The organism is Streptomyces sp. YJ-C3 (assembly GCF_053891275.1).
The window spans coordinates 2,946,247-2,970,574 of the sequence record NZ_CM132685.1; the positions used below are offsets into that span (position 1 = coordinate 2,946,247).

Below are 24,328 nucleotides of genomic sequence, written 5' to 3' on the forward strand. Positions count from 1 at the left end.
GCACCGTGGGCGTGCGCACCGTCCTGCGGCGCCGGGGCGGCGGGGGAGCGGGCCGGGCGCGGCGGCGACCGTGTCCCGCGGGCGGAAGCGAGGTGCTCGTCACGGCAGCAGCCAATCGATCGGGCGCTGCTCGGCGAGATGCACGGCGCCGGAGGCGAGGGTCATGGAGGTGAGGGCGTAGGGCGGACCGTCCGCCGTCGACCAGGCGTACCCGGATCTCGTCGACGCCGACCTGGTGAGCCGCACGAGCACCGGAACCCGCGGGCCGCTCTTGCTGAACTGCGCGGCCAGTTCACCGTCCCCGAGGAAGTCGGCGACCTGCCGTCGCGTCTGCGCGGCCCGTCCCACCGCCTTCACCGTGCCGCGCAGCACCCCGTACTGCTGGGCCGCGGGCACGGTGAGATCGACCGAGGCGCCCGCGGGCACGTTCGCCGCGCCGGTCGCGGGCACGTACAGCATCGCGAGCAGCGGATCGCGCGCCGACGCGGTCTTCTCCAGCGTCGCGACGTCCGCGCCCGTGGTGACCACGGCGCCGATCCGTGCGACGAGCGCGGTGACCCGGCCCGCGTCGATGGCCCGCACGACCCGGTTCCCCTGTTCCGTACGGACCTTGAGCAGGGGCGCGTTCGCGGTGACGCGCTGCCCCTCCTTCACGTACAGGCCGGTGACCTGACCGGTCACCGGGGTCTGCAGGACGTAGCTGCCCTGTCCGTAGGTGAGGATGCCGCTCGCCTTGAGCGTCGAGGACACCGAACCCGTCACGGCCCACACGCAGGAGGCGGCCATGACGACGACGGTCACGGCGAGGGCGAGCAGACCCTGCGGCCGCGCGAGGCGCACCGGAAGGTCGAGCTCCTCCGGCGACTGCAGTTTGCTGAGGGCCTGTTGGCGGAACTGCACGGGATGCTTCCCTTACGTTGCTGAGGTCCGGGCACCGGGCCCGGACGCGCCCGAAGGCCCCGGGACAGCAGTCCCGAGGCCTTGGGGCCGCCGCCGGTCAGGTCGGCGGCGGCGCGATCCGTCGGATCCGACTCAGAGGCCGGAGACCAGGCCGGTGGCCAGGCCCGTGACGGCGCCGGCGTTGACGCCGGTCAGGCCCTCGACCGTGCCGGTGACGCCCGAGACGACGCCGGAGACCGGGGCGATGGAGTCAACGGTGCCGGTCAGGTTGCCGGCGAGGCCGCCGACGAGACCGCCGGACACGTTGTCCAGCTCGGCGTCGGAGATCTCGAGGGTCTCGACCTGGGGGGTGTTGCTCATGAGGGGAGCCGCCCTTCTCAGTGGGGATATCTGGCGTATTCGAAAAACGCGGCAGGCATCGGGATTCGGTGGATCCGAATCAATGACAACCAGCGGTGCGGAGGATGTAAGCACGTCGACGCGTCGCACAGCCAATCGGAAGGTCGCCGCTCAGGGGGAATGTGCGAGGTCAATTACCGCAAGGTGCAGGGGTGTTCACGGGCCGGTGGCAGCTCCTTCACATCCTTCACCGCGTGAATTCCGAGAAGGCCGGGTCCACTTTCAGCAAAATGGACACTCGCGCATCAATGGGTTTCGTCGTGTGTACCCTGCAATGGATTTTTGTGAATCGTCGTGACTGCTCTGCGCAATCGATGTGCAGGTTTCTGGCATCCCAGGGCGGCGGCGCTCAGGACGGCCGGAGCCGCGAACCCCCACGACGGTGCGGCCTCGTGCACGGCGACGGCACACGCGGCCCCGCCGACGACCGCCAAGAGGCGTGCGGCGACCCAGAGTTGACCGGGCCCACGCCCCGATCCGTCCGCCACTCCGGTGACCAACGTGGTGAGAGTCCCGGTGAAGTAGGTGGTCGGCGCGGCCCCCGACCCGGCCGCGACCATCGCCGCCGACTGCCCGCCCATCGCGATTGCGGCGACCACGAGCAGCACCGTCCGCCACGGCGCGCCCGGCCGCCCGTCGAGCACCCCGCCCGCCACGGCGACACCCGCCAGCAGCACGGTCTGCCCCACGAGGCAGGCCACGACCCGGCCCGGCCAGTCGGGACGCGGCGCCACGCCCCGGCACACGAGAGCCGTGAGCGCGGCTCCCGCGATGTATCCGCCCAGCGCGTACAGCGGAGCGGACACGCCCTCCGTGCCGCCGGGCCCGTGCCCCACCGCCACGCCGAGCAGCACGAGGTTCCCGGTCATCACGCCGGCGAACACGGTCCCGAGGGCGGTGAACGCCAGCGCGTCCACCGCCCCCGAGGCGCCGGCCAGCAACAGGAGGGAGAGCTGCGCGCGTCGGTTCATGCCCCGACGGTAGGCGGCGCGGCGCCGCGCACCTGCCCGGCGACAGGCGGGCTCCCTCCTACGGCGCACACGCGAGCCGCCGCCCGCCCGGGGGCGCGTGAGTCACCCGGCGGCGGCAGGCACCGCCGTGGGGGCGTCGGTCCCGGCGGTCGAGGCGCCGGAGGCGATCCCGTGCTCCGGCTCGGGCACGGACTCGGGCGACAGCAGCACCGAGCGCCGGCCGTCCACACCGACCGGCACGTCGCCGTCGACGGTGACGCGGGCCAGCTTGCGCTCGTGGCCGTCGGAGTCGTCGACGCCGTAGTGCTGGGTGGCGCGGTTGTCCCAGATCGCGACGTCGCCGACGCGCCACTGCCAGCGGACCGTGTTCTCCGGACGCTCGATGTGCCGCTGGAACAGGTCGATGAGGTCGCGGGAGTCGCGGCCGGTGAGACCGGAGATCCTCTGCACGAAGTTGCCGAGGAGAAGCGTGTGTTCGCCGGTCTCCGGGTGGACGCGCACGACCGGGTGCTCGGTCAGGAACTTGATCTTGGCGAAGACGTCCCGGAACCGCTGGAGCTGCTCCGGGACCGCGTCGGGACGCAGGGCCGCGTAGTCGTAGTCGTTCGAGTGGACCGCACGCAGGCCGCGGGCGAGCTCCCGCAGCGGGGCGGGGAGGTTCTCGTACGCCGTCGCAGTGTTGGCCCAGAGGGTGTTGCCGCCGTACGGGGGGACCGTGCGGGCGTGCAGGATGGAGAACGCCGGATAGGCGGGGACGAACGTCACGTCGCTGTGCCACTGGTTGGCGCGGCCGCCGTAGTCCGAGTCGACGGGGAACGAGTAACGGCCGTCGGTGGACGGCACGGTGGGGTGGGCCACCGGTGTGCCGAGCAGCCGCCCGAACGCCTCGTGGGACGCGGTGTCCAGATGGTCCTGGCCGCGGAAGAAGACGACCTTGTGGGTGAGCAGGGCGTCGCGGACGACGGTGACGGTCTCGGAGGACAGGTCGCCGGAGAGACGGACGCCCTCGATGACGGCGCCCAGGCGGCCGCCCAGTTTGGTCACGGTGACGGTCGTCTCGGGGGTGGTCGTGGTCATGGGGGACGGATCCTTTCGAGCGGGGTTTCTTTCTGAGCGGAAGCAATTGGGGCGGGCGTGCTGTGGGCACGGCCTCGCGGCGTTCGGGGGTGCCGTTCCGATAGCGGCTTCAGGCGTTCTGTGGCTGGTCGCGCAGTTCCCCGCGCCCCTTGCGGGGCGCATGCGTCACGGTGCTGAAAGAGTTCAGGGACAGAGGTGGCGGGGACACGTCGGTGCGGACATGGGTCGGAGCGTCGCAACCGTGCGCGCGGAGCGTCAACCGCCCCGGCCGGTCGGCCGGCCGCGCTCTCCGAGCTCCAAGTACCGCTCTGAGCTGCACAGTCGAGAGGGCTGCCGGGCGCGGGCACGCCCCTCGCGAATTCACGGCGCCGCAACACTGCCGACCCCGCCGCCGCCCGGGGCCGCGTAGGCTTCGGGCCCCCGCCGCCTCCGCCAGGAACCCCGATGCCGCCCACCGACGACCCCACGGCCCCTCCCGCGCGGATGGCCGGTGACGGCCGGCGCGACGCCAACGCCGCGACCGTGCTGCGCACCGTCCTCGATCACGGTCCCGTCGCCCGCGGCGGCGTCGCCCGGCTCAGCGGGCTGAGCCCGGCCGCCGTCTCCCGCCAGTGCACCGACCTCGGCCGCCGGGGCCTGCTGCGCGACCTGCCGGAACTGGCGGCCGGCGGGACCGTGGGGCGCCCGCAGATCCCCGTCGACCTGCACACCGGCGACCCGGGCGGACCACTCGCCGGGGGGCTGCACATCGGGGTGCCGGCCTCCACGTTCGGTCTGGTGGACCTGCGCGGCCGGGTGGTGGCCCGCCGGACCTTCCGCCACCACGGCCTCGATCCGAGCCGCGTCGCGGATCAAGTCGCCGTAGAACTGCGGGAGTTCCTCGCCGGACGGCCGAAGGGCAGGCCGCTGCTCGGCGTCGGGGCCATGCTCGGCGGCTGGGTCGAGCCCGTCGCCGGGACCGTCGTGCGGCACGACGCGCTGGGCTTCCGTCACCGCCCGCTCGCCGCCGAGCTCTCCCGGGCGCTCGGCCTGCCGGTCCGCCTCGACAACCACGCCCGCGCCATCGCCCAGTCGGAGATCCTCTTCGGGCGGCCCGCCGCGCGGCGCAGCCTCGTCCACCTCTTCGTCGGGAACGTCGTCGACGCCGCCCTCGGGATCGCGGGCGTCGTGCACCGCGGACCACGCTCCGGGGCGGGCGACGTGGCCCATCTGCCGGTGCCGGACTCGACCGAGCGCTGCGCCTGCGGGCGCACCGGCTGCCTGCAGGCCACCGCCTCCGACACCGTCCTCGCCGAGACCGCCGTGCGCCGCGGCATCATCCCCGAGCCGCACGCCATGCTCCTGTGGGACGCGGCGGCGGCCGGCGATCCGCGCGCCGACCGGCTGCTGCGCGCCCGGGCGCGGGCCGTCGGCCGGTCGGTCGCGCTGCTGCTGGACGTGCTCAACCCCGATCTCGTGGTGATCACCGAGCAGTCGAGCGTGCTCAACTCCGCGTACCTGGAGGAGATCCGGGGCGCCGCCGTCGACCACTCGCACGTCTGCGACGACCCCGGACGGATCGTCAGCCCGCACGCCGGACCGGCCGTGCTCCCCGTCGCCGCCGGAACCGTGCTCCTGAACCGGCTGTTCAAGAACCCCCTGCAGGCGGGCGACGCACTGCTCACCGGCGCGGGCTGACACGAACTGTTCATGTTCCAGGGGGAATCCGCTCCCCGCGTGATCGCGTTCTCCCGGTCATGACTGTGGGAGTGACACTCGACACGTCCGGCACCAACCTCCTCATCGACGACGTGGTGCGCCAGGCCCGTGAGGCCCGCGCCTCGGGACTCTCGTCCCTCTGGTTCGGGCAGACCCTCGGCTACGACTCGCCGACGCTCGCGGCACTCGTCGGCCACGCCGTCCCCGACATCCGGCTCGGCACCTCCGCGATCCCCGTCTTCGGCCGGCACCCGCTGCTCGTGGCGAGCCAGGCGCAGACGGCCCAGGCCGCCACCGGCGGGCGCTACCACCTCGGGCTCGCGCTCGGCACGAAGCTGGTCACCGAGGGCGCGTTCGGCCTCCCGTTCGAGCGTCCCGTCGCCCGGCTGCGGGAGTTCCTCACCGCGCTGCGGCACCTGGTGGAGACCGGGCAGGCCGACTTCGAGGGTGAGCTGATCACCGCGAGGACCCCGCTGCCGGCCGTCGTGCCCGGCGCCGAGCCGCCCGTCCCGCTGCTCGTCGCCGCCATGGGCCCGCAGGCCCTGCGCGTCAGCGGCCGCCTCGCCGACGGGATCCTGCCGTATCTCGCGGGCCCGCGCGCCCTGGAGGAACACATCGTCCCCGAGGTCACCCGGGCCGCAGAGGAGGCGGGCCGCCCGGCACCGCGCATCGTCGCCTTCGTGCCCGGCGTCGTCACCCCGGACCCCGACGCACTGCGGCCGAGGCTCCACGAGCAGCTCTCCTTCTATGCGCAGATCCCGTCCTACGCCCGCGTCGTCGAGCTCTCCGGGCACAGCCACCCCGCCGATCTCGCCGTCGTCGGCGACGAGAAGCACCTCGCCGACGCGGTGCGCCGCTACCGCGACGCGGGCGCCACCGATGTCGTCGTCTCGGTGACCGAGGCCGACGGCGACGAGTCCCGGCTGCGCACCTGGGAGGTGCTGGGCGAACTGGCCTGACGCCTACTTCCCCGTCCCGTGCCCGAGCGCGGCAACCTGTCATTACTCTGTGCGGAGGGGGCGGGGCGGGCGTCGGCTGTCGAAGCGCTTCGACAGACTCCTGGACAGGCGACCGTCGGCCCCCATAGGGTCGACCTGTCGAACGGTCAAAGGCATTCCGCCCCCGTCGAAGCGCTTCGCGCCGGCGTCGCTTCGTCCTTTCGTAACGGCTCAGGAGAACGACATGGTCACGCTCGCCGAGGTCGCCCGGCACGCCGGAGTCTCCGCCAGCACCGTGAGCTACGTCCTCAGCGGCAAGCGGTCCATCTCCGCCGCCACCCGCGAGCGCGTCGAGAGCAGCGTGCGCCAGCTCGGCTACCACCCGAACGCGGGCGCGCGGGCCCTGGCCAGCAGCAAGTCGAACATCATCGCGCTGATGGTGCCGCTGCGCACCGACATGTACGTGCCGGTGATGATGGAGATCGCGATGGCCGTCGCCACCGCCGCCCGCACCCACGGCTACGACATCCTGCTGCTCACCGGCGAGGAGGGCGCCCAGGCGGTGCGCCGCATAGAGGGCAGCGCGCTCGCCGACGCCATGATCGTGATGGATGTCGAGCTGGACGACGAGCGGCTGCCGCTGCTGCGCAGCGCGAGCCGCCCCGCCGTCCTGATCGGACTGCCGTCCGACACCGCGGGACTCACCTGTGTGGACCTCGACTTCGCCGCCGCCGGAGCCGTCTGCGCCCAGCACCTGGCCGACCTCGGGCACCGTGAGATCGCGGTCATCGGCGAGGCCGCCGCGGTGTACGAGCGGCGCACCGGATTCGCCGAGCGGACCCTGACGGGCCTGCGCGAGCGCAGCAACGAACTGGGCCTGCGGCTGCTGCACCGCCCCTGCGAGGGCTCGTACGCCTCGGTCTCGGCAACGTTGTCGCGGATCTTCGACGAGCGGCCCGGCACGACCGCGTTCGTCGTGCAGAACGAGGCCGCGACCGACCCGCTGCTCGCCCTGCTGCGCCAGTCGGGCCGCGCCGTGCCCGAGGACGTGTCGGTCGTCGCCGTCTGCCCCGAGCAGGTCGCCGCGCACGCCTCGGTGCCGCTCACCTCGGTCGCGGTGCCCGCGCAGGAGATGGGGCGGCGCGCCGTCGAGCAGGTCATCGCCCGGATCGAGGGGCGCGGCTCGGACGAGGAAGTCGCCCTGATCGCACCGGAGCTGACCGTGCGCGAGAGCGCGGCTCAGGCGCCCCCCGGAGCCTGAGCCGCGCATCGGACGGCGTCAGCCGCCGAAGACGCTGAAGCTGTTCGTGGTGAAGTCCAGGCCGCCCGCCGACGACGTGATCTCGTAGCCGAACTGGACGTCACCGATCGTCTCGTCGCCCCACCAGCCCTTGGTGTCCTTGATCCACTTCAGGATCGGCAGGATGTTCACCGTGCCGGACGTCGAGTCCGAGGTGCGCAGGAACGAGTAGACCTCGTTGGCGCCGTTGTTCCCCTTGTAGACGGTCCAGGTGTGACCGCCGAGCGTGACAGTGCCCTGCGAGGTGCCGAGCGGGCCGACGGCGCCGTTGTAGTTGACCCAGAGCATGACCTCGTGGTCGTAGTCGCTGTCCCAGATGTCGTACGACGTGTTGTACGCGCCCGACGACGGCACCGTCACGTTGTAGCCGCTGGTGAGGGAGGACAGTGCACTGATCGGCTTGTTCACGACCTTCTTCGCGTTCGGGTAGGACTTGATGCCGCCCGTGTTCGGGTGGTTCGCCCACACGCCCCAGTTCGACGAGGAGTTGGCCCAGATCGTCTGGGAGCCCGCGCCCGAGCCCCAGATGTTGTTGTAGAGGGTGTAGCCGTCCGAAGTGGTGTAGTTGCCCCACTGCTCGGACGACGACCAGACCGCCGCCTGCGCGGGGGCGGCGGCGAGGGCGAGCGCGGCCGAGGCGGCCATCGCGGAGCCGAGGAGCGTGCGGCGTCGTACGGAGGGTCGTGCGGTGGGTGCCATGGTGTCCCTTTCCATGGTCGGTGGGGTTTCGTGGGGGAGGAACTACCGCGTACTCAGCACGAGTTCGCGGTCCTCGCCGGCGGTCAGGCGCAGCCGCCCGGATCCGCCGGCGGGGGTCTGCAGGTCCACGTCCGCGTCGCGGTCCGGGCGCACGAGAGCCGTGCAGCGGCCGCCGCCCCACGCCAGGTCGACGCGCGCGCCGAACCGGGTGCGCAGACCGGACACGGAACCGCGCGGCCAGGCCGCGGGCAGGGCCGGCAGCAGCACGAGCCGGCCGGGAGCGGACTGGAGCAGGGTCTCGGTGAGCAGCGCGGGCAGCGTGTGCGCGGCGTCGGCGTTGTACACGTCGCGGCGCGGATAGTGCGCGCTCATCAGGGAGCGGTGGAAGTAGTCGCCGCTCAGCACCCGGCTCAGGGCCTGCGCGACCCGGTCCGGGTCGCGCAGGCGGGCCGCGACCAGGGCGTGGTGGAGGTGGCCGTGCGCCGAGTCGTTCTCGGCGCCGCGCAGTTCCAGCGCCCGGTGCGCCGCCTTCGCCCACTCCGGTGTGTCGTACGGGTTGATGTCCTGGTGCGGCCACACCGGGTACAGGTGGCTGAGGTGCCGGTGATCGTAGGAGTCGTCGAGGCCCGGCCAGGCCCATTCGGCCAGCGCCCCGTCGGAGTTGATCCGGAAGTCGGGCAGCCGGTCGGCGAGTGCGCGCCGCCGGTCGCCGTCGGGTCCCGGGTCCCACGCGGCGGCGGTGCGCAGGGCGTGCCGGGCCGCCGCGATGTCCATCGTGGCGTTCAGCGTGCCCCAGCTCGCGTTCGCGGGCCGGTTCTCCGGCGAGTACGACGGCACGACCACCACGCGCCCGTCGGGGCCCGTCCGGGTGAGGAAGTCCTCGTAGAACAGGGCGAGTTCGCGAATGGCCTCACGGAGCCAGGCGGGCCGCACCCCCGTCGTCTCGGCCTGCTCGACGAGAGGCGTGAGGAGCCAGTCGGCTCCGGCCGTCCACAGGTGCACGGGCCAGGCGCGCTGGAAGTGGTACGCGTGCCCCGACGTGCCGTCGGTGTGCGCGGGCGCGACGATGCCGCGCGCCCCGAAGATCTCCCGCGCGTTGTCCCGCCAGTCCGCCAACTGCCCCTGGATCAGCGCCCCTTGCGCATCGGTCACCTCGGGCAGCGCGCAGACGGCCGCGGATGCCGTCTGGAGGTTGAGATTGGCGTCCGTGGTGAACGCGCCCGACCAGGCCGTGTCCCACGCGCCGGTCCACAACCCCGTGAGCCGGGGCGGCAGGGCGCCGGACGCGCTGAGCAGGTGATAGCGGCCCGCGGCGAACAGCCGCTCCAGGAGGGCGTGACTCCCGGTCCGCTCCAGCAGCTCGGAGCCCGCCAGGCCGCGTTCGGTGAGGGGCGCGTTCAGACTGAACGTGACCCGTTCGTACGCGGTGCGGTGCAGCGCCTCGTGCCGGGCGAGGAGCCGCTCGTACGTCGTCGCCGCGTCGCCCGTCACCAGCGCGGCCAGCCCGGCCGCCTCGGCGCCCGCGTCCAGCTCCCCGGGATGCCGGCGCACCCGCGTGAGCAGGAGCAGGCCGGACGCGCCGACGACCCGGACCCCGGTGCCGCTCACCGCGGCGCGCCCGCCGTCCGTCAGCGCGATCGTCACCCCCGTGTACGCGAGGTCGCTCCCCGGGTACCGGCAGCGCAGCGTCAACTGGGCACCTGCCGGGGTCAGGACGACGGAGCGGCCGACCCCGAGCCCGCTCGGCACCCCGGAGAGCCGGTGGTCGAGGGAGAGCGCCCCGTCGAGCCCGGGCCCGGTGACGTACTGCACGACGACGTCGTCCGCGCGGGACACGAACACCCGGCCGTGCCAGCCGCCGCACCGCGCCCCGGCCACGCCCGTCGCGAAGTCGACCGAGCGCCGGTAGCCGCGCCACACCACGCTGTCCCGCACGAACCGCACGACGAAGGCCGGATGGAACGCCTGCACCCAGCGCAGCTCCCGGTCGTCCGTGAACCGCTCGGCGGCGCTCGCGTCACCGTCCAGCAGCCGGTCCTGGAGCGAACGCAACCGGTCCGCCAGCGCCGGCGGCCGGGGCGGCGGCCCCCCGTCCGGGCGGACCAGCGCATGATGGGTGACGATCACCCGGTCGTCGTGCGGATCGCCGAACACGAGAGCGCCATGGCGGCCGTTGCCGCTGAGGAAGGCGTCCTCCCAGCGCCCGGCGGGGGCCGGCTCCCACGTGCCGTGCGGATGCTCAGGCAGCACCGTGCCCCCGCGCCTCGCGCGCCAGCACCGCGACACCGAACCGGCCGAGCGTCACGGACCCCGTGTGCGCGGCGCCGCTCAACACGTCCCGGTAGGCCGTGCCGTCCGGCAGCGTGACCGTGACGTCACCGCGCCCGTGGTGCAGCAGGAACAGCAGCCCGCCCCGGCGCACGGCCTCCACCCCTGCGGGGAGGCCGGACAGTGGAGGCCGTACGTCCGCCCCGGCGGCCACGTTCGCGAGCAGCGAGCGCAGCGCCGGGGGCTCGGGGAGCGTGGAGAGGTACCAGGCGCGGCCGCGGCGCAGCACGGCGGGCAGCCCGTCGAGGTCGCCGCCGCGGTACACGGCCACCACCTCGACGCCGGGCGCCGCCGTCAGCTCCTCCGACCAGAGCGTGCCGGCGAACTCCCCGCAGTCCACGGTCTCCCGGTCCTCCAGCGGCCACCACTCGTGCACCGTGCGGATACCGAACAGCTCCCGCAGCCGGGCGTCCATGCCGCCGGGCCGTACCCGGTCGTCGGCGTCGGCCGTCCCGGTGAAGAACCCGCACACGAGCGTCCCGCCGCCCCGCACGTACGCCACCAGGTTCTCGACGGCCGCGTCCGTCAGCAGATACAGCTGCGGCACGACGACCACCTCGTACGCGGACAGGTCGTGCTCGGGATGCGCGAAGTCGGCGGTGAGGTGGGCCTCCCACAAGGCCCGGTGCCAGGCCCGCACCACGTCCTCGTACACGACCCGCGTCGACGGCCTGCCGTCCTGAGTGCCCGCCCACCAGGAGTGCCAGTCGTGCAACACGGCTATCTGCGAAGGCACTTGAGTGCCCGTCACCTCGCTGCTGAGCTGTGCGAGTTCGGCGCCGATCCGTTTCACCTCGGCGAACGAGCGGCCCTCCTCGCCCGCGTGCCCGAGCATCCCGGAGTGGAACTTCTCCGCGCCCTGCCGGGACTGCCGCCACTGGAAGTAGCAGACCGCGTCCGCGCCGCGCGCCACGGCCTGGAGCGACCAGAGGCGGTTGAGGCCGGCCGGCTTGGGGTGGTTGACCCCGCGCCAGTTCACCGGACCGGCGGCCTGCTCCATCAGCATCCACGGCCCCCGCGCCTGACTGCGCGTCATGTCCGCGATCATCGCGTTGTACTGGCCGCCCAGCGGATCGCGCGGATCGGGATAGACATCCACGGAGACGACGTCCTCCTGCGCCGCCCACGCCCAGCCGTCCTGGCCCACCCACAGCGGCATGAAGTTGGTGGTGACCGGGATGTGCGCGGGGGAGTGGCGGCGGACCAGGTCGCGTTCGGCGACGTAGCACTCCATGAGCGCGTCCGAGGTGAAGCGGCGGAAGTCCAGGAGCTGGGCCGGATTGCGCAGGTACTGGGCCCGGCGCGGCGGGATCACGTCCTCCCACGTCTCGACGTGCTGGCTCCAGAAGGCCGTGCCCCAGGCCGCGTTGAGCGCGTCGAGGGTGTCGTACTTGGCGCGCAGCCAGTCGCGGAACGCGCGGGCCGCCTCGTCGCCGTAGTCGAACGTGCAGTACTCGTTGTTGATGTGCCACATCCGCAGGGCCGGGTGCCGGCCGTAGCGGACCGCGAGGTCCTCGGTGATCGCGGCGGCGTGCCGGCGGTAGACGGCGGAGGAGTGCGCGAACTGCTGGCGCGAGCCCCACCACACCGTCCGCCCGTCCTCGTCGCGCGGCAGCGTCTCCGGGTGCAGGCGGCCCAGCCACGGCGGCGGGGAGGCGGTCGGCGTGGCGAGGACGACGCCGATGCCGTGCGCGTGCAGCAGGTCGAGGAGCCGGTCCAGCCAGCCGAACTCCCGCGCTCCCGGGCGTGGTTCGATCCGCGCCCACGCGAACACGCCGACCGTGACCGAGGTGACGCCGGCCTCCTTCATGAGCCGTACGTCGTCGGCCCACACCTCCTCGGGCCACTGCTCGGGGTTGTAGTCGCCGCCGAAGAGCAGCCGGCCCTCATGCGCGATGGTCACCCCTTCACCGCCCCCGTCAGCATGCCCTTCTTGAAGTGGCGCTGGACGAACGGCGACGCCACCGCGACCGGGATCAGTGCCAGCACCATGACGGCCATCTGTAGCCCCAGCGCGGACAGTTCACCCGAGCGGACCGCCTGCGCGAGACCGGTCGGGGCCTCGGTGTGCTTCTGGACGAGCTGGATCAGCACGTTCTGCAGCGGCAGCATCCGCTGGTCGGTGAGGTAGATCGAGGCGTTGAACCAGGCGCTCCAGTACCCCACCGCGTAGAACAGCGAGATGACGGCGAGCACCGCCCGCGACAGCGGCATGATGATGGTCAGCAGGATGCGCAGGTCACCTGCCCCGTCGATACGGGCGGACTCGGTGAGCTCGGGCGAGATCCCCATGAAGAAGGCCCGCAGGACCAGGATGTTGAAGACGCTCACCGCGCTCGGCAGGATCAGCGACAGATAGGTGTCGGTCAGCCCCAGCGACTGCACCAGCAGGTACGTCGGGATGAGGCCTGCGCCGAAGAACATCGTCGCCATCATGGTCATCAGGAAGAACCGGTGGCCGAGGCTGCCCGGCCGGGACAGGCCGTAGGCCGCGAGCACCGACACCGCCATCGAGAACAGCGTGCCGAACAGGGTGACGCCGGCCGACACCAGGATGGCCCGGCTGACCTGGCCGCCGCTGAGCAGCTCCGTGTAGTTGACGAAGGTGATGCCCTGCGGGAGCACGACCAGGCCGCCGGCCCGGTCGATCACGGGCTTGGGGGACAGGCTCGTCACGATCACGATCCACAGCGGGCCGAGCACCCCGAGGCAGCACAGCGCGAGCAGACCGCCCTTCGCGGTGAGCCCCGCACGGTTCGGCGGCTCCTCCCACACGGGCCGGGCCGGGGCCTTCAGGCTGCGGATCAACTGCGTGTTGAGGCTCATTTCTTGTACACCCCCTGCTCGCCGAGGAGATGCGCGAACTTGTTCGCGCCCAGGACGAGACAGACCCCGATGACGCCCTTGACCAGGCCGACCGCGGCCGCGTAGCTGAAGTCGCCGTTCTGGATGCCCATGTTCCACACGTAGGTGTCGAGCACCTCGCTCGCACCCGTCCCGACGGCGTCGCGCTGGAGCAGGAACTGCTCGAAGCCGACGCTGAGCGCGTCGCCCACGCGCAGCACGAGCAGCAGCGCGATCACCGGCCGCAGCGCGGGCAGCGTGACGTGCCACATGCGGCGCCATCGGCCCGCGCCGTCCATCGCGGCGGCCTCGTACAGATCGGTGCTGACGGCGGCGAGCGCGGCGAGGAACACGATGATCCCCCAGCCGGCGTCCTTCCACACGGCCTGCGCGGTGACCAGGTACTTGAACAGGCTCGCGTCCGTCATCAGGTCGAAGCCGCCCCACCCGTGGTTCTCCAGGGTCTGGGCGATGATGCCCGCGCCGCCGAAGACCTGCTGGAACACGGTGACGACGAGCACCCACGAGAAGAAGTGCGGCAAGTACATGATCGCCTGCGCGACGGCCCGCACCCGGGGCCGGATCACGCTGTTGATGAGCAGCGCGAGGGCGATCGGGACCGGGAAGAACAGCACCAGCTGGAGCACGAACAGCACGAGGGTGTTGCCCACCGCGTCCCAGAACAGCGGGTCGCCGAACATCCGCGAGAACTGCTCCACGCCGACCCAGGGACTGTGCAGGATCGCCGTGATGCCGTTGCTGGAGACGTACGGGTCGTAGTCCTGGAAGGCGACGACGTTGCCGAGCAGCGGTACGTAGTTGAAGAGCAGGAGCAGACCGACGGCGGGCAGCGTCATCAGGATGAGCGTCCGGTCACGGCGCAGCCGGTCCCGCCACGGGACCCGGTCGGCCCGGCGCGCCCGCTTCCCCTCGGCCGGGGCGGCGGCCGCCGGCTCCTCGACGGCCACCGCGGCACGCGCGCCCTCGGGCCTGCTCCCGGCCGTGAGAGACATCAGTTGCCGCTGCCGTTCTTCTCGACGAGCTTCTGGTACCAGTCGCGCAGCTTGTCGCCGCCGGAGGACTTCCAGGTGGAGATGGCGGCCTGCACGTCGGACAGCTTCTTGTTGCCGCGCACGTAGTCGATCTCCAGCTGCTCGAACTGGCTGGAGAGGTTCGCGTACCGGGACGGCTCGACGATGTTCATGCCGTACGTGGAGGTCTTCTTCGCGAACGCGCCCATCCGCTGCTCCCACTCGACCTTCTTGCGGGCGATGCCGGGGTGGTCGGGGTGCGCGACGTAGGGGGCGGGTCCGGCCAGCATGACCCAGGCGTTGATGACCTCGGAGTTGCCCAGGTCGTTCTTGACCGGGACGCCGTCCTCGACCGTGTAGTGGGTGCCCTCGACGCCGTAGTCGACGAGCATCCGTTCCTTGGTGCCGTACGGGGCGGCCGCGAAGTCGGCGGCGGCGAGCGCGTTCTCGACCGTCGCCTTGGAGGCGCCCTTGCGGACGAACGACCAGATGGTGGCGGGCTGGCCCGCGTGCAGGACCGGGTCGCCGCCGTCCGCGCCGAAGATGTCCATGCCGTCGATGACGAAGTCCGGGTTGGACTTCGCCTGTTCGGCGGTCTTGGTGTACCAGTGCGAGAAGTCGTTGTTGTAGGCGAGGATCTGGCCCGCGACGAACCGGTTGCTCGCGTCGCCCGAGCGCGCCTTGTCATCGGGGTGCACCACGCCCGCGTCGAACAGCTTGCGGGTCCACTCGAGCGCCTCGAGATACTCGGGCTGCTCGACGCGGTACTGCATCTTCCCGCCCTCCAGCGTCCAGCCGAGCGGGCCGGAGGCGCGCACCCCGAAGATGTTGAAGGCCGTCCAGCTCATGTCGCCGCAGGCGTACACCTTGGCCTTGGAACTGGTCGCCTCCTTGGCCCAACTCAGGAACTCCTCAGGGGACTTGGGGACGGACCAGCCCTTCTTGTCGAAGATGTCCTTGCGGTAGTAGGGCACGATGAAGGTCGAGCTCGCCGAGGGCATCGGGATGCCGCGCAGCGCGCCGCCGAAGATGCCCATGCGCCAGGAGTCGGAGGGGATCGCGGCGAGGTTCGCGTACTTCTTGACCTTGTCGCCCGCGAGGTACGGGCCGAGGTCCATGAACTTCGCGGTGACCGCGTTCGGGATCTTCCCGACCAGCTCCCAGCCCGGCACCACGACCATGTCGGGGATCGCGCTGGAGGCGAGGACGGCGCCCAGCTTCTCGCCGTACTCGTTGCCGTCCTGGTTCTGCCAGGTGATCCTGGTGCCCGCCGCCTTGTCGAGCTGCGTGTAGTAGGCGCAGCCGGGCTTCGGCGGGGAGCCCCAGAACGGGGCCATGACCTTGAGGGGAGCGCCGGTCGCGAGCTTGTCCGGGACCGAGGTCGCCAGGGCCGAGAGCTCCACCTTGCCGGTGTAGCCCGCCGCCGAGCCGTTCTTCGACGGGAGGTCCGGCGGAGCGAGCCTGCTCGCCACGAAGGCCGGCAGCAGCTTGGCCGCGTCCTTCCCGGACGTCGCGCCTTCCCGGTCCTTGCTGTCCGATCCGCCACAGGCGGTGAGCAGCGGCACCCCACCGGCCACGGCAGCGGCGGCCACGGCGGTGGAGGCCAGGAAACGTCTCCGGCTGGGAGCGGAGGCGGAAGGCGAGTTCGGCGTCATTGCTGCACCCTTCAAGGAACGCGTCGCATCTGTGTCGAAGCGCTTCGATGTTGCAGCGAGGCTAGGGGAACGTTTCCGGGGTCACAAGATTGGTGCGCGGAATTCCTCAACTGACTTTCGGTGCAACGCCCTTGACACATGCCGGGCCGGATACGGAGCATCGAAGCGCTTCGAGGATTTCTTATCCACCTTCGCCAAGGGACCCGCACGTGACCGACAGAACCCCGCTCCACCCGGGCTCCGCGCCACCGGCGGACAAGCGCGTCGACGGCCTGCTGGCCCGGCTGACGCTCGACGAACGCATCGCGCTGCTGCACCAGTACACGCCCGCCGTCGAGCGGGCCGGCCTCGCCGCGTTCCGCACCGGACAGGAAGCACTGCACGGCGTCGCGTGGATGGGGCCGGCCACCGTGTTCCCGCAGGCCGTCGGTCTCGGCGCGACCTGGAACGACGACCTCGTGCGCCGGGTCGGCGACGCCGTCTCCGCCGAGGTGCGGGCGATGCGCGAACGCGACGACCGCGTCGGGCTCAACGTCTGGGCGCCCACCGTCAATCTGCTGCGCCACCCGCTGTGGGGCCGGAACGAGGAGGGCTACTCCGAGGACCCGCACCTGACCGCCGCGATCGCCACCGCCTACACCCGCGGCCTGCGCGGCACCCACCCCACGTACTGGCGCACCGCCCCCGTCCTCAAGCACTGGCTCGCCCACAACAACGAGACCGACCGGGACACCTCGAACTCCTCCGTGCGCCCGCGCGTCCTGCACGAGTACGACCTCAGGGCCTTCCGCGCCCCCGTCGAGGCGGGCGCCGTGGCCGGCGTCATGCCCGCCTACAACCTGGTCAACGGCCGGCCCAACCACGTATCGCCGTATCTGCGCGCCCACTTGAGGACCTGGACCGACCAGGAGCTGCTCGTCTGCTCGGACGCGGGCGCGCCCAGCAACCTCGTCGACTCCGAGCACTACTTCGACACCCACGAGGAGGCCGTCGCCGCCGCGCTCACCGCGGGCGTGGACAGCTTCACCGACCACGGCACGGACTCCTCGACGATCGTGGGACGGCTGCGCCGCGCCCTCGACCAGGGGCTGATCTCGGAAGCCGGCATCGACACCGCCGTGCGCCGGCAGCTCGACGTGCGGCTGCGGCTCGGCGAGTTCGAGGAGGGCGATCCCTTCGCGGACGTACGGGACTTCGACACCGAGGCACATCGCGCGCTCGCCCACGAGGCCGCCGAGCAGGCCGTCGTGCTGCTCAAGAACGACGGCCTGCTGCCGCTGGCCGACGGCACCCGGATCTCGGTGGTCGGGCTGCTCGCCGACGAGTGCAAGACGGACTGGTACAGCGGCACGCTGCTGCACCGCTCGACACCGCTCGACGGACTGCGGGCACGGTTCGGCGCGGACCGCGTCACCTTCGCGGAAGGCGTCGACCGGGTGCGGCTGCGCTGCGACCACGGGTGGCTCGTCGTCCCCGACGCCCCCGCGGAGGCGCAGGCGGGGACCGGCGCCGCCGACGGCGCCCTCGACCCCGCCCTCCTCGCGGGCCGCACCGACCTGCCGCCGCTCACCACCGCGGCCGAGCACGGCACCGAACTCGCCCTGGCCGACTGGGGCGACGGCGTCGTCACCCTGCGCGCGCCCGACGGCCGCTATCTCTCGGTCGCCGAGGACGGCCGGGTGCGGGCGTCCGCCGAGCAGCCCGGCGGCTGGATCGTCCAGGAGACGTACACGCTCGAACCCCATGGGGACGGTCACCTCCTGCGGCACCACGGAACGGGTCGGTACGTCCATGTCGCCGCCGACGGCGTACGGGTTGCCGACGAGGGCACCCTCTTTTCCGTGGAGTTCGTGGAGCGCGGCGAGGACGCCGTCGCCCGGGCCGCCGCCGACGCCGACGTGGTGATCGTCGTGGCGGGCAACGACCCGCACATCAACGGCCGCGAGACCGAGGACCGCACGACCCTCGCCCTGCCCCCGCACCAGGGCCGTCTGTGGCGCGCGGCCCGCGCGGCGAACCCGCGCACCGCCCTGGCCCTCGTCAGCGCCTACCCGTACGCCGTCCCCGATGCCCACGCAGAGCTGCCCACGCTGCTGTGGACCGCACACGGCGGCCAGGCCGCGGGCCGCGCGCTCGCCCGGGTCCTCGCGGGCGACACCTCACCCGCCGGACGCCTCCCGCAGACCTGGTACGCGGCCGACACCGACCTGCCGGGGCTGCTCGACTACGACATCATCGGTTCCCGCCAGACCTACCTCTACTTCGAGGGCGCCCCGCTCTACCCGTTCGGACACGGCCTGTCCTACGCCTCGTTCGCCTACGACGGCCTCCTCGTCACCCGCGCCGCGGACACGCTGGAGATCACGTTCACCGTCACCAACACCGGGACGCGCCCCGCCGACGAGGTGCCGCAGCTGTACGTCCGCCCGCGCGACGCGTCCGTGCCGCGCCCGCGCCGTCAGCTCCTCGCCCACCGCAGGCTCCCCCTCGCCGCCGGGGCGTCCGAGCGCGTCACCTTCGGCGTGCCGGTCGCCGACCTCGGCCACTGGGACGTCGCCCGCGACCGCTGGAGCGTCGCCGCGGGGACGTACGACCTGCTCGTCGGCGCCTCCAGCGAGGACATCCGGCTCACCACGCGCCTGACCCTCGACGGCGACGCGCGGATGCCCCGGCCGGTGCTCGCCCGCGGCCTGGACGCCGCCGCGTACGACGAGCAGCGCGGCACCGAGATCGTCGACCGGACGCGGACGGCCGGGGACGCGGTCACCGGAACCGGCGAACTCCGCTACCGAGACTGCGACTTCGGGCCCGAAGGAGTCTGTGGCGTACGCGTCGAGGCGGCCGGCGCGGGAATCGTCGAGCTCGGCCCGGACTGCCGCGTCACGGTCCCGGACACCGGCGGCCCGTACGCCTACGCCACTGTGGACGCCGACTTCACCGCCACCGGCGTGCGCGACCTGTCCGTCCGGCTGCACGGCGCGGTCCGCCTGGCCCGGCTCACCTTCATCCCACGGGGGACCGACCTCCCTTCACGAGGGGTTGACGCATGAAGTTCACCGACGGTTTCTGGCTGATGCGTGATGGAGTCTCCGCCTCGTACGCCACGGAGGTCCGCGACATCCGGGTCGCGGCGGACCGGTTCACCGCGTACGCCGCCGTCCGGCAGGTCCGCGACCGGGGGGACACCCTCAACTCCCCTTTGATCAGAGTGGACTGCTTCTCGCCCGCCGAGGGGGTCATCGGGGTCCGGTTCACCCACCACGCGGGCAAGCTGCACCGCGGCCCCGACTTCGAGCTGCTGCCCACGGAGGGCTCGGGCGGCGCGCGCGTCACCCGCGACGGCACGGTGACCGAACTGACGTCGGGCCCGATCAGCGTGCGCCTGGACTCGTCGGGGGAGTGGGGCCTCGACTTCCTCGACACGACGACGGGCCGCCGGCTGACGGCGATCGAGCGCAAGGGCGCCGCCTTCGCCACCACCCCCGACGGCGCCCACCACATGGTCGCCCAGCTGGCCCTCGGCGTCGGCGAGCACATCTACGGGCTCGGCGAGCGGTTCACCCCGTTCGTCAGGAACGGCCAGACCGTCGACATCTGGCAGGCCGACGGCGGCACGAGCAGTGAACAGGCCTACAAGAACGTCCCGTTCCACCTCTCCTCCCGCGGCTACGGCGTCCTCGTCAACCATCCGGGCAAGGTCAGCTACGAGATCGGCACGGAGTCCGTCGGCCGGCTCCAGTTCAGCGTCGAGGACCAGTCGGTCGAGTTCTACGTGGTGGCAGGGCCGGCCCCGAAGGACGTGCTGCGCCGCTACACCGCACTCACCGGGCGCCCGGCCCTGCCGCCGGCCTGGTCCTTCGGCCTGTGGCTCACCACGTCCTTCTGCACGGAGTACGACGAGGAGACGGTGACGTCGTTCGTCGACGGGATGGCCGAGCGCGCCATCCCGCTCACCGTCTTCCACTTCGACTGCTTCTGGATGCGCGAGTACCAGTGGTCGGACTTCGCGTGGGACCCCGAGGTCTTCCCCGACCCGGTGGGCATGCTGCGCCGTCTCAAGGCGCGGGGCCTGCGTATCAGCATGTGGATCAACCCCTACATCGCGCAGAAGTCGGCCCTGTTCGACGAGGCCGCGGCCCAGGGCCATCTGGTGCGGCGCCCGAACGGCGACGTCTGGCAGTGGGACCTGTGGCAGCCCGGCATGGCGCTGGTCGACTTCACCGACCCGGCGGCCCGCGCCTGGTACGCGGGCAAGCTCCGCGGTCTGCTCGACCAGGGCGTCGACAGCTTCAAGACGGACTTCGGCGAGCGGATCCCCACGGACGTCGTCTGGCACGACGGCTCCGACCCGCAGCGCATGCACAACTACTACACGCAGCTCTACAACCGCACCGTCTTCGAACTCCTGGAGAAGGAGCGGGGCGCCGGTGAGGCGGTCCTGTTCGCCCGCTCGGCGACGGCCGGCGGCCAGCAGTTCCCGGTGCACTGGGGCGGCGACTGCTTCGCCTCCTTCACGGCCATGGCGGAGTCCCTGCGCGGCGGCCTCTCCCTGTCCCTGTCGGGCTTCGGCTTCTGGTCGCACGACATCGGCGGCTTCGAGGGCACCCCCGACCCCGCGGTCTTCAAACGCTGGCTCGCCTTCGGCCTGCTCTCCTCGCACAGCCGCCTGCACGGCAACGTCTCCTACCGCGTGCCCTGGGCCTTCGGCGAGGAGGCGGTGGACGTGGCCCGGCGGTTCACGCTGCTCAAGCACCGCCTGATGCCATATCTGTACGGCGCGGCGGTCGAGGCGCACCGCACCGGCGTCCCCGTGATGCGGCCGATGCTCCTCGACTTCCCCGACGACCCGACGTGCCGGACGCTCGACCGCCAGTACATGCTCGGCCCCGACCTGCTGGTGGCCCCGGTCTTCTCGGCCGAGGGCGACGTCGAGTTCTACCTCCCCGAGGGCACCTGGGTGCACCTGCTGACGGGGGAGCGGGTGACGGGCCCGGCTTGGCGCATGGAGCGGCACGGCTTCGACGGCCTGCCGCTGTACGTGAGGCCCGGGGCGGTCGTCCCCCTCGGCGCGGACGACCAGCGGCCCGACGGCGACTGGACCGACGGGCTGACCCTCCTGGTGACGCCGGACGCCGAGGACGTGACCGTGACGGTGCCGGGGCCGGACGGCGGCGCAGGGGCCGTCTACCGGGTGACACGCGGCCCGGACATCGACGTCGAGGTCACCGGGACGCAAAGCCCTTACGAGGTACGGGAGTTGTAGCGAACCTTCGGGGTGCCGGGCGGCCGTCGCGCGTCCGGCACCCCCGGGGTGTGTCATCACCTTCCCAGATTAAGTAAGGTAAGCCTTACCTGACCTAGGAGTGGAGATGGCCAACCCCGTCATGCCCCCGCGGCCCACCGACGCCGAGCGGGCGAGGACCATCCTCGCCGCCGCCGGTTCGCTGGCGCTGACCGCGACCGCCGCCGGACACCGCCTCGACCATGTCGTGCTGCACACCGTGGACGCCGCGTCCCGGCTGCTGCTGCTCGATCCGGCCGACCACCGGCTCGGCGCCGAACTCGCCGCCGCCCCGCGCTCCGGACTCGCCGTCCACGCCGAGGTCACCGACGTCGCGCCGGTCGCCGTACGGGACCGGGTGCGGGCCCGGCTCACGCTCAGCGGACGCCTCGCGCCCGCGGGGCCCGACACCCTGGTGCTGCGCCCCGCGCGGGCCGCCCTCGCGGAGGGCGACACCGTGCGCGCCCTCGACGCCGCCGCCCTCGCCTCCGCGGCCCCGGACCCGCTGGCGGCGCAGGAGGCGGAACTCCTCGGCCACCTCGACACCGGCCACGCCGACATCCTGGTCGAACTCGCCGAACTCGTCCGGGGAGACGACCTGGCGGACGTGACCGAGATCCGCCCGGTCCGCCTCGACCGCAGGGGGCTCGTGCTGCGCCTGGAGAAGGCCGCCTCGCACGAGGACCTCCGCGTCGCCTTCCCGACACCGGCGCACGGCCCCTACGACGTGGGCCTGCGCATCCAGGAACTCGTCGACCCCACCGCCGTCCGCACCCACTACTGAGGAGACGCCATGCAGCGCGGCAACCTCGCGGCAGCGCGGACCAAGCCCGGGACGACGGGGCCCCTCAGGCTCCACGTCCTGCGGCGCGACCGCCTCTCGCCGCACTTCATGCGCGTCACCCTGGGCGGCGGCGACATCGCCCGCTTCCGGCCGATGGGCCACGACCAGTGGTTCCGGCTCTTCCTGCCCGCACCGCGAGGCACGGCCGCGTCCCTCGACCGCGTGCCCGAGCGGCTCACCACGCTCAGCTACCTCAAACTGCTCGCCGCGCCGAAGGACGCCCGGCCCGTCCTGCGCAACTACACCGTCCGCGCCTACCGGCCCGACGGTCCCGACGGCCCGGAGCTGGACGTCGACTTCGTCCTGCACGGCGACGGTCACGGCGCCGCGCCGGGCCCCGCGTCCGCCTGGGCCGGGAACTGCTCCGCCGGCGACGCCGTCGTCCTCGTCGACGAGGGCATCGGCTTCAACCCCCCGGACGGCGTGCGCCGGTTCGCCCTCGCCGCCGACGAGTCCGGGCTGCCCGCCCTCGCCGGGGTGCTCGCCTCGCTGCCCGCCGACGCCACGGGCACGGCCGTCGCCGAGGTCCCCACGGCCGACGACCGCCAGGAGGTGAGCTCGCCGCCCGGCATCGAGGTCGTCTGGGTCGAGCGCGGCGCCACCGGACCGCCCGTGCCCGGTGCGGCGGCGCTGACCCGGGCCCGCGAACTGCCCCTGCCCGACGGTCCGTTCTACGGCTGGGCGGTCGGCGAGTCCGGCCTCGCCACCGGCCTGCGCCGCCACTGGGTGGAGCAGGGCGTACCGAAGGACCACATCATGTTCTGCGGCTACTGGAAGGCGGGGCGCGGACACTGACCGCACGCCCGCTCCGGCCGGACCGGTCAGCGCCTACGCCGGTGCGCAGGCCAGCAGGATGACCAGGGTGACGGTCGTACCGGCGGCACAGACCGTGATGTCGAGCTGGTCGGTGAAAGCGCGGGCGAACCGCAGCCCGCGGCCTCGCTCGGTCTCGGTCCCGTCGCCGTCCGGCGGCGCGGCGGGCGGAGCCGGACCGGTCCCGGCCGGTCCGTTGCCGGCGATGGTGCAGCGCAGGGCGTCCCGCGCACCCTCCAGCAGGAGCCGGCCCCTGCTGTCGCCGTGGCCGACGGCGTGGCCGGCGACCTCGTTCACGGCGAGGACGAAGTCGCCGAGCCGGGGATCGCGCAGCCCCGCGTTCTCGGCGTGCATGCCCACGAGACGACGCAGCCGCGACAGATCCGACGCGGCGAAGCGCAGCTCGAGCAGTACCTGCTGCGCCAGGGCCCGCGCGGTGCTGTCGCCCTGCCCTTCACCGGGAGCGGCCTCCTCCTGGTCGGGGGCGTCGCCACGGCGAGTGGATTCCATTCCGGATCACCCTTCGCTCAGCAGCAGTTGCGGCACCTGCGCGGCGCCGCAGAAGCGGAGCAGCTTGAGCTGACGGGGGCGGCAGCGGACTTCGAGCAGCGTGGTGCGCGGAAGCCGGGAGGCGAGGTGGACCAGCAGTGCGGCGCTGTGGACATCCATGAAGCACAGAGCGGAAAGGTCGACCGTCGTGAGCGGGGCGGAGCCGGTCAAGGCACGCGTGAGCGCCGAGTCGAACTCCTCCCGTGTGGTCAGGTCGGCCTCCCCGGCGATCCGCAGTTCCCGGGCCGTCGCGGTGATGTCCAGGGCGCCCAGACGCTCCAGTACGCGGACGGGATGGGCGCCGCACACCTGGCCGAGGGCAGCGTCGTCGAACTCTCGGCGGTCGTATTCGCAGACAGCGGTGAATCCGATCTCGGCGAAGAGCGGGGTGAGCCCGGCTTCGTAGTCGACCAGGACGCTGTGATCGACGCCGGGCAGGGCGGCCCAGGACATGTCGCCCATCGCCCGTGCCCCCGTGAACCCCTGGCGTCGGGCCCGCTCCGTCACGTCCACCCAGGTGCGGGCTCTGGCCGCTGGATCGAACCCGGTGACCGGGTCGTATCCGGGCGCGCCGTTGACCACTCCGATGCGCCCCTCCGCAAGGGCCGCCCCGGCGGGCAGCCCGCAGGCCCGCAGCCGTTCGACGGCTCGGTCGGGTGTGGTGGCGGCGTCGGTGAAGAAGAACACCTGTTCCCCACGGGCCAGCCCCGTCCGGGCGAATTCGGCCCGAAGGTCCCAGCGGGCATCGTCGTCGTCGAATCCCACCCAGGCGTGCTCCCCAGTGGGCATGCAGCACACCGGAACAGTCCGGGACGCGGTTTTGCTGCTCATGGGAACAACGTACGGACACTCCCGGTGACCGGACGGCCGGTGACCGTTCTTGGCCGCAGCTCTCCCGCCCCTGACCGAAGCGGTTCGCGGACCCTGTCACATCCTGAGCGGGTGGGGTCCGCCCAGGGGGCCCGGCCTGCAAGGAACGGCCGTCGCCAGTCGTTCAAGGA

19 protein-coding genes are annotated in these 24,328 nt (G+C 72.5%); 7 read left to right on the plus strand and 12 right to left on the minus strand.

Going from position 1 to position 24,328, the window contains the following annotated elements:
- Positions 1–99: 99 nt before the first annotated feature.
- The 4 genes from ACVHNB_RS12895 to ACVHNB_RS12910 form a co-directional block, all read right to left on the minus strand.
- Positions 100–900, minus strand: a complete 801-nt coding sequence (locus tag ACVHNB_RS12895) for an HlyD family efflux transporter periplasmic adaptor subunit (protein WP_428951169.1) — start codon at positions 898–900, stop codon at positions 100–102.
- Between the two features lie 132 nt (positions 901–1,032).
- A complete protein-coding gene (locus ACVHNB_RS12900) occupies positions 1,033–1,260 on the minus strand; it encodes a type A2 lantipeptide (RefSeq protein ID WP_428951168.1) in 228 nt (75 codons plus the stop codon).
- A gap of 284 nt (positions 1,261–1,544) precedes the next feature.
- The gene (locus tag ACVHNB_RS12905; RefSeq protein ID WP_456228109.1) at positions 1,545–2,270 is read right to left on the minus strand and encodes a DUF1275 family protein; all 726 of its coding nucleotides are present in this window, start codon (positions 2,268–2,270) and stop codon (positions 1,545–1,547) included.
- A 102-nt stretch (positions 2,271–2,372) separates the two neighbouring features.
- Complete coding sequence (locus ACVHNB_RS12910; protein WP_456228110.1) at positions 2,373–3,347, minus strand: TauD/TfdA dioxygenase family protein; 975 nt, start codon at positions 3,345–3,347, stop codon at positions 2,373–2,375.
- Positions 3,348–3,791: 444 nt separating this feature from the next.
- Between ACVHNB_RS12910 and ACVHNB_RS12915 the strand changes: the two genes are divergently transcribed.
- From ACVHNB_RS12915 to ACVHNB_RS12925, 3 genes are all read left to right on the plus strand, one after another.
- Positions 3,792–5,024, plus strand: a complete 1,233-nt coding sequence (locus tag ACVHNB_RS12915; protein ID WP_456228111.1) for an ROK family protein — start codon at positions 3,792–3,794, stop codon at positions 5,022–5,024.
- Positions 5,025–5,083: 59 nt separating this feature from the next.
- A complete protein-coding gene (locus tag ACVHNB_RS12920; protein WP_456228112.1) occupies positions 5,084–6,004 on the plus strand; it encodes a TIGR03564 family F420-dependent LLM class oxidoreductase in 921 nt (306 codons plus the stop codon).
- 223 nt (positions 6,005–6,227) lie between these two features.
- Entirely contained in the window at positions 6,228–7,244 is a 1,017-nt protein-coding gene (locus ACVHNB_RS12925; RefSeq protein ID WP_456228113.1) for a LacI family DNA-binding transcriptional regulator, read from the plus strand.
- A gap of 18 nt (positions 7,245–7,262) precedes the next feature.
- On the opposite strand, the gene ACVHNB_RS12930 is transcribed toward ACVHNB_RS12925, so the two are convergent.
- From ACVHNB_RS12930 to ACVHNB_RS12955, 6 genes are read right to left on the minus strand one after another with little or no spacing between them, the layout of a single operon-like run.
- Positions 7,263–7,982, minus strand: coding sequence for a glycoside hydrolase family 12 protein (locus ACVHNB_RS12930; protein ID WP_456228114.1), 720 nt, complete (start codon positions 7,980–7,982; stop codon positions 7,263–7,265).
- Between the two features lie 42 nt (positions 7,983–8,024).
- Positions 8,025–10,232: a glycosyl hydrolase family 95 catalytic domain-containing protein gene (locus tag ACVHNB_RS12935; protein WP_456228115.1), complete on the minus strand. Its 2,208-nt coding sequence runs from the start codon at positions 10,230–10,232 to the stop codon at positions 8,025–8,027.
- Entirely contained in the window at positions 10,222–12,213 is a 1,992-nt protein-coding gene (locus ACVHNB_RS12940; protein WP_456228116.1) for a beta-galactosidase, read from the minus strand. Before ACVHNB_RS12940 ends, ACVHNB_RS12935 begins: the two co-directional genes overlap by 11 nt.
- A complete protein-coding gene (locus tag ACVHNB_RS12945; protein WP_428951158.1) occupies positions 12,210–13,136 on the minus strand; it encodes a carbohydrate ABC transporter permease in 927 nt (308 codons plus the stop codon). The genes ACVHNB_RS12940 and ACVHNB_RS12945 overlap by 4 nt, the downstream gene beginning before the upstream one ends.
- Complete coding sequence (locus tag ACVHNB_RS12950) at positions 13,133–14,167, minus strand: ABC transporter permease (protein WP_428951157.1); 1,035 nt, start codon at positions 14,165–14,167, stop codon at positions 13,133–13,135. The genes ACVHNB_RS12945 and ACVHNB_RS12950 overlap by 4 nt, the downstream gene beginning before the upstream one ends.
- Positions 14,167–15,840 carry an extracellular solute-binding protein gene (locus ACVHNB_RS12955; protein WP_456228117.1) on the minus strand — a complete coding sequence of 558 codons (1,674 nt, stop codon included), beginning with the start codon at positions 15,838–15,840 and terminating at the stop codon, positions 14,167–14,169. Before ACVHNB_RS12955 ends, ACVHNB_RS12950 begins: the two co-directional genes overlap by 1 nt.
- A 209-nt stretch (positions 15,841–16,049) precedes the next feature.
- Here ACVHNB_RS12955 and ACVHNB_RS12960 point away from each other — a divergent pair, with 209 nt between their 5' ends.
- The 4 genes from ACVHNB_RS12960 to ACVHNB_RS12975 all read left to right on the plus strand — a co-directional run bounded on the left by ACVHNB_RS12960 (position 16,050) and on the right by ACVHNB_RS12975 (position 22,760).
- A complete protein-coding gene (locus ACVHNB_RS12960) occupies positions 16,050–18,890 on the plus strand; it encodes a glycoside hydrolase family 3 C-terminal domain-containing protein (protein ID WP_456228118.1) in 2,841 nt (946 codons plus the stop codon).
- On the plus strand, positions 18,887–21,103 hold the full coding sequence (gene yicI / locus ACVHNB_RS12965) for an alpha-xylosidase (protein WP_456228119.1): 2,217 nt from the start codon (positions 18,887–18,889) through the stop codon (positions 21,101–21,103). Before ACVHNB_RS12960 ends, yicI begins: the two co-directional genes overlap by 4 nt.
- Before the next feature lie 106 nt (positions 21,104–21,209).
- A complete protein-coding gene (locus tag ACVHNB_RS12970) occupies positions 21,210–21,905 on the plus strand; it encodes a DUF2470 domain-containing protein (RefSeq protein WP_456228120.1) in 696 nt (231 codons plus the stop codon).
- 9 nt (positions 21,906–21,914) lie between these two features.
- On the plus strand, positions 21,915–22,760 hold the full coding sequence (locus tag ACVHNB_RS12975) for a siderophore-interacting protein (RefSeq protein ID WP_428951152.1): 846 nt from the start codon (positions 21,915–21,917) through the stop codon (positions 22,758–22,760).
- Between the two features lie 33 nt (positions 22,761–22,793).
- Here the strand turns inward: ACVHNB_RS12975 and ACVHNB_RS12980 are convergent, their stop codons facing one another.
- Together ACVHNB_RS12980 and ACVHNB_RS12985 are read right to left on the minus strand one after the other, a co-directional pair.
- A complete protein-coding gene (locus ACVHNB_RS12980) occupies positions 22,794–23,288 on the minus strand; it encodes an ATP-binding protein (protein WP_456228121.1) in 495 nt (164 codons plus the stop codon).
- 6 nt (positions 23,289–23,294) lie between these two features.
- Entirely contained in the window at positions 23,295–24,116 is an 822-nt protein-coding gene (locus tag ACVHNB_RS12985; protein WP_456228122.1) for an MEDS domain-containing protein, read from the minus strand.
- Between the last annotated feature and the right edge of the window lie 212 nt (positions 24,117–24,328).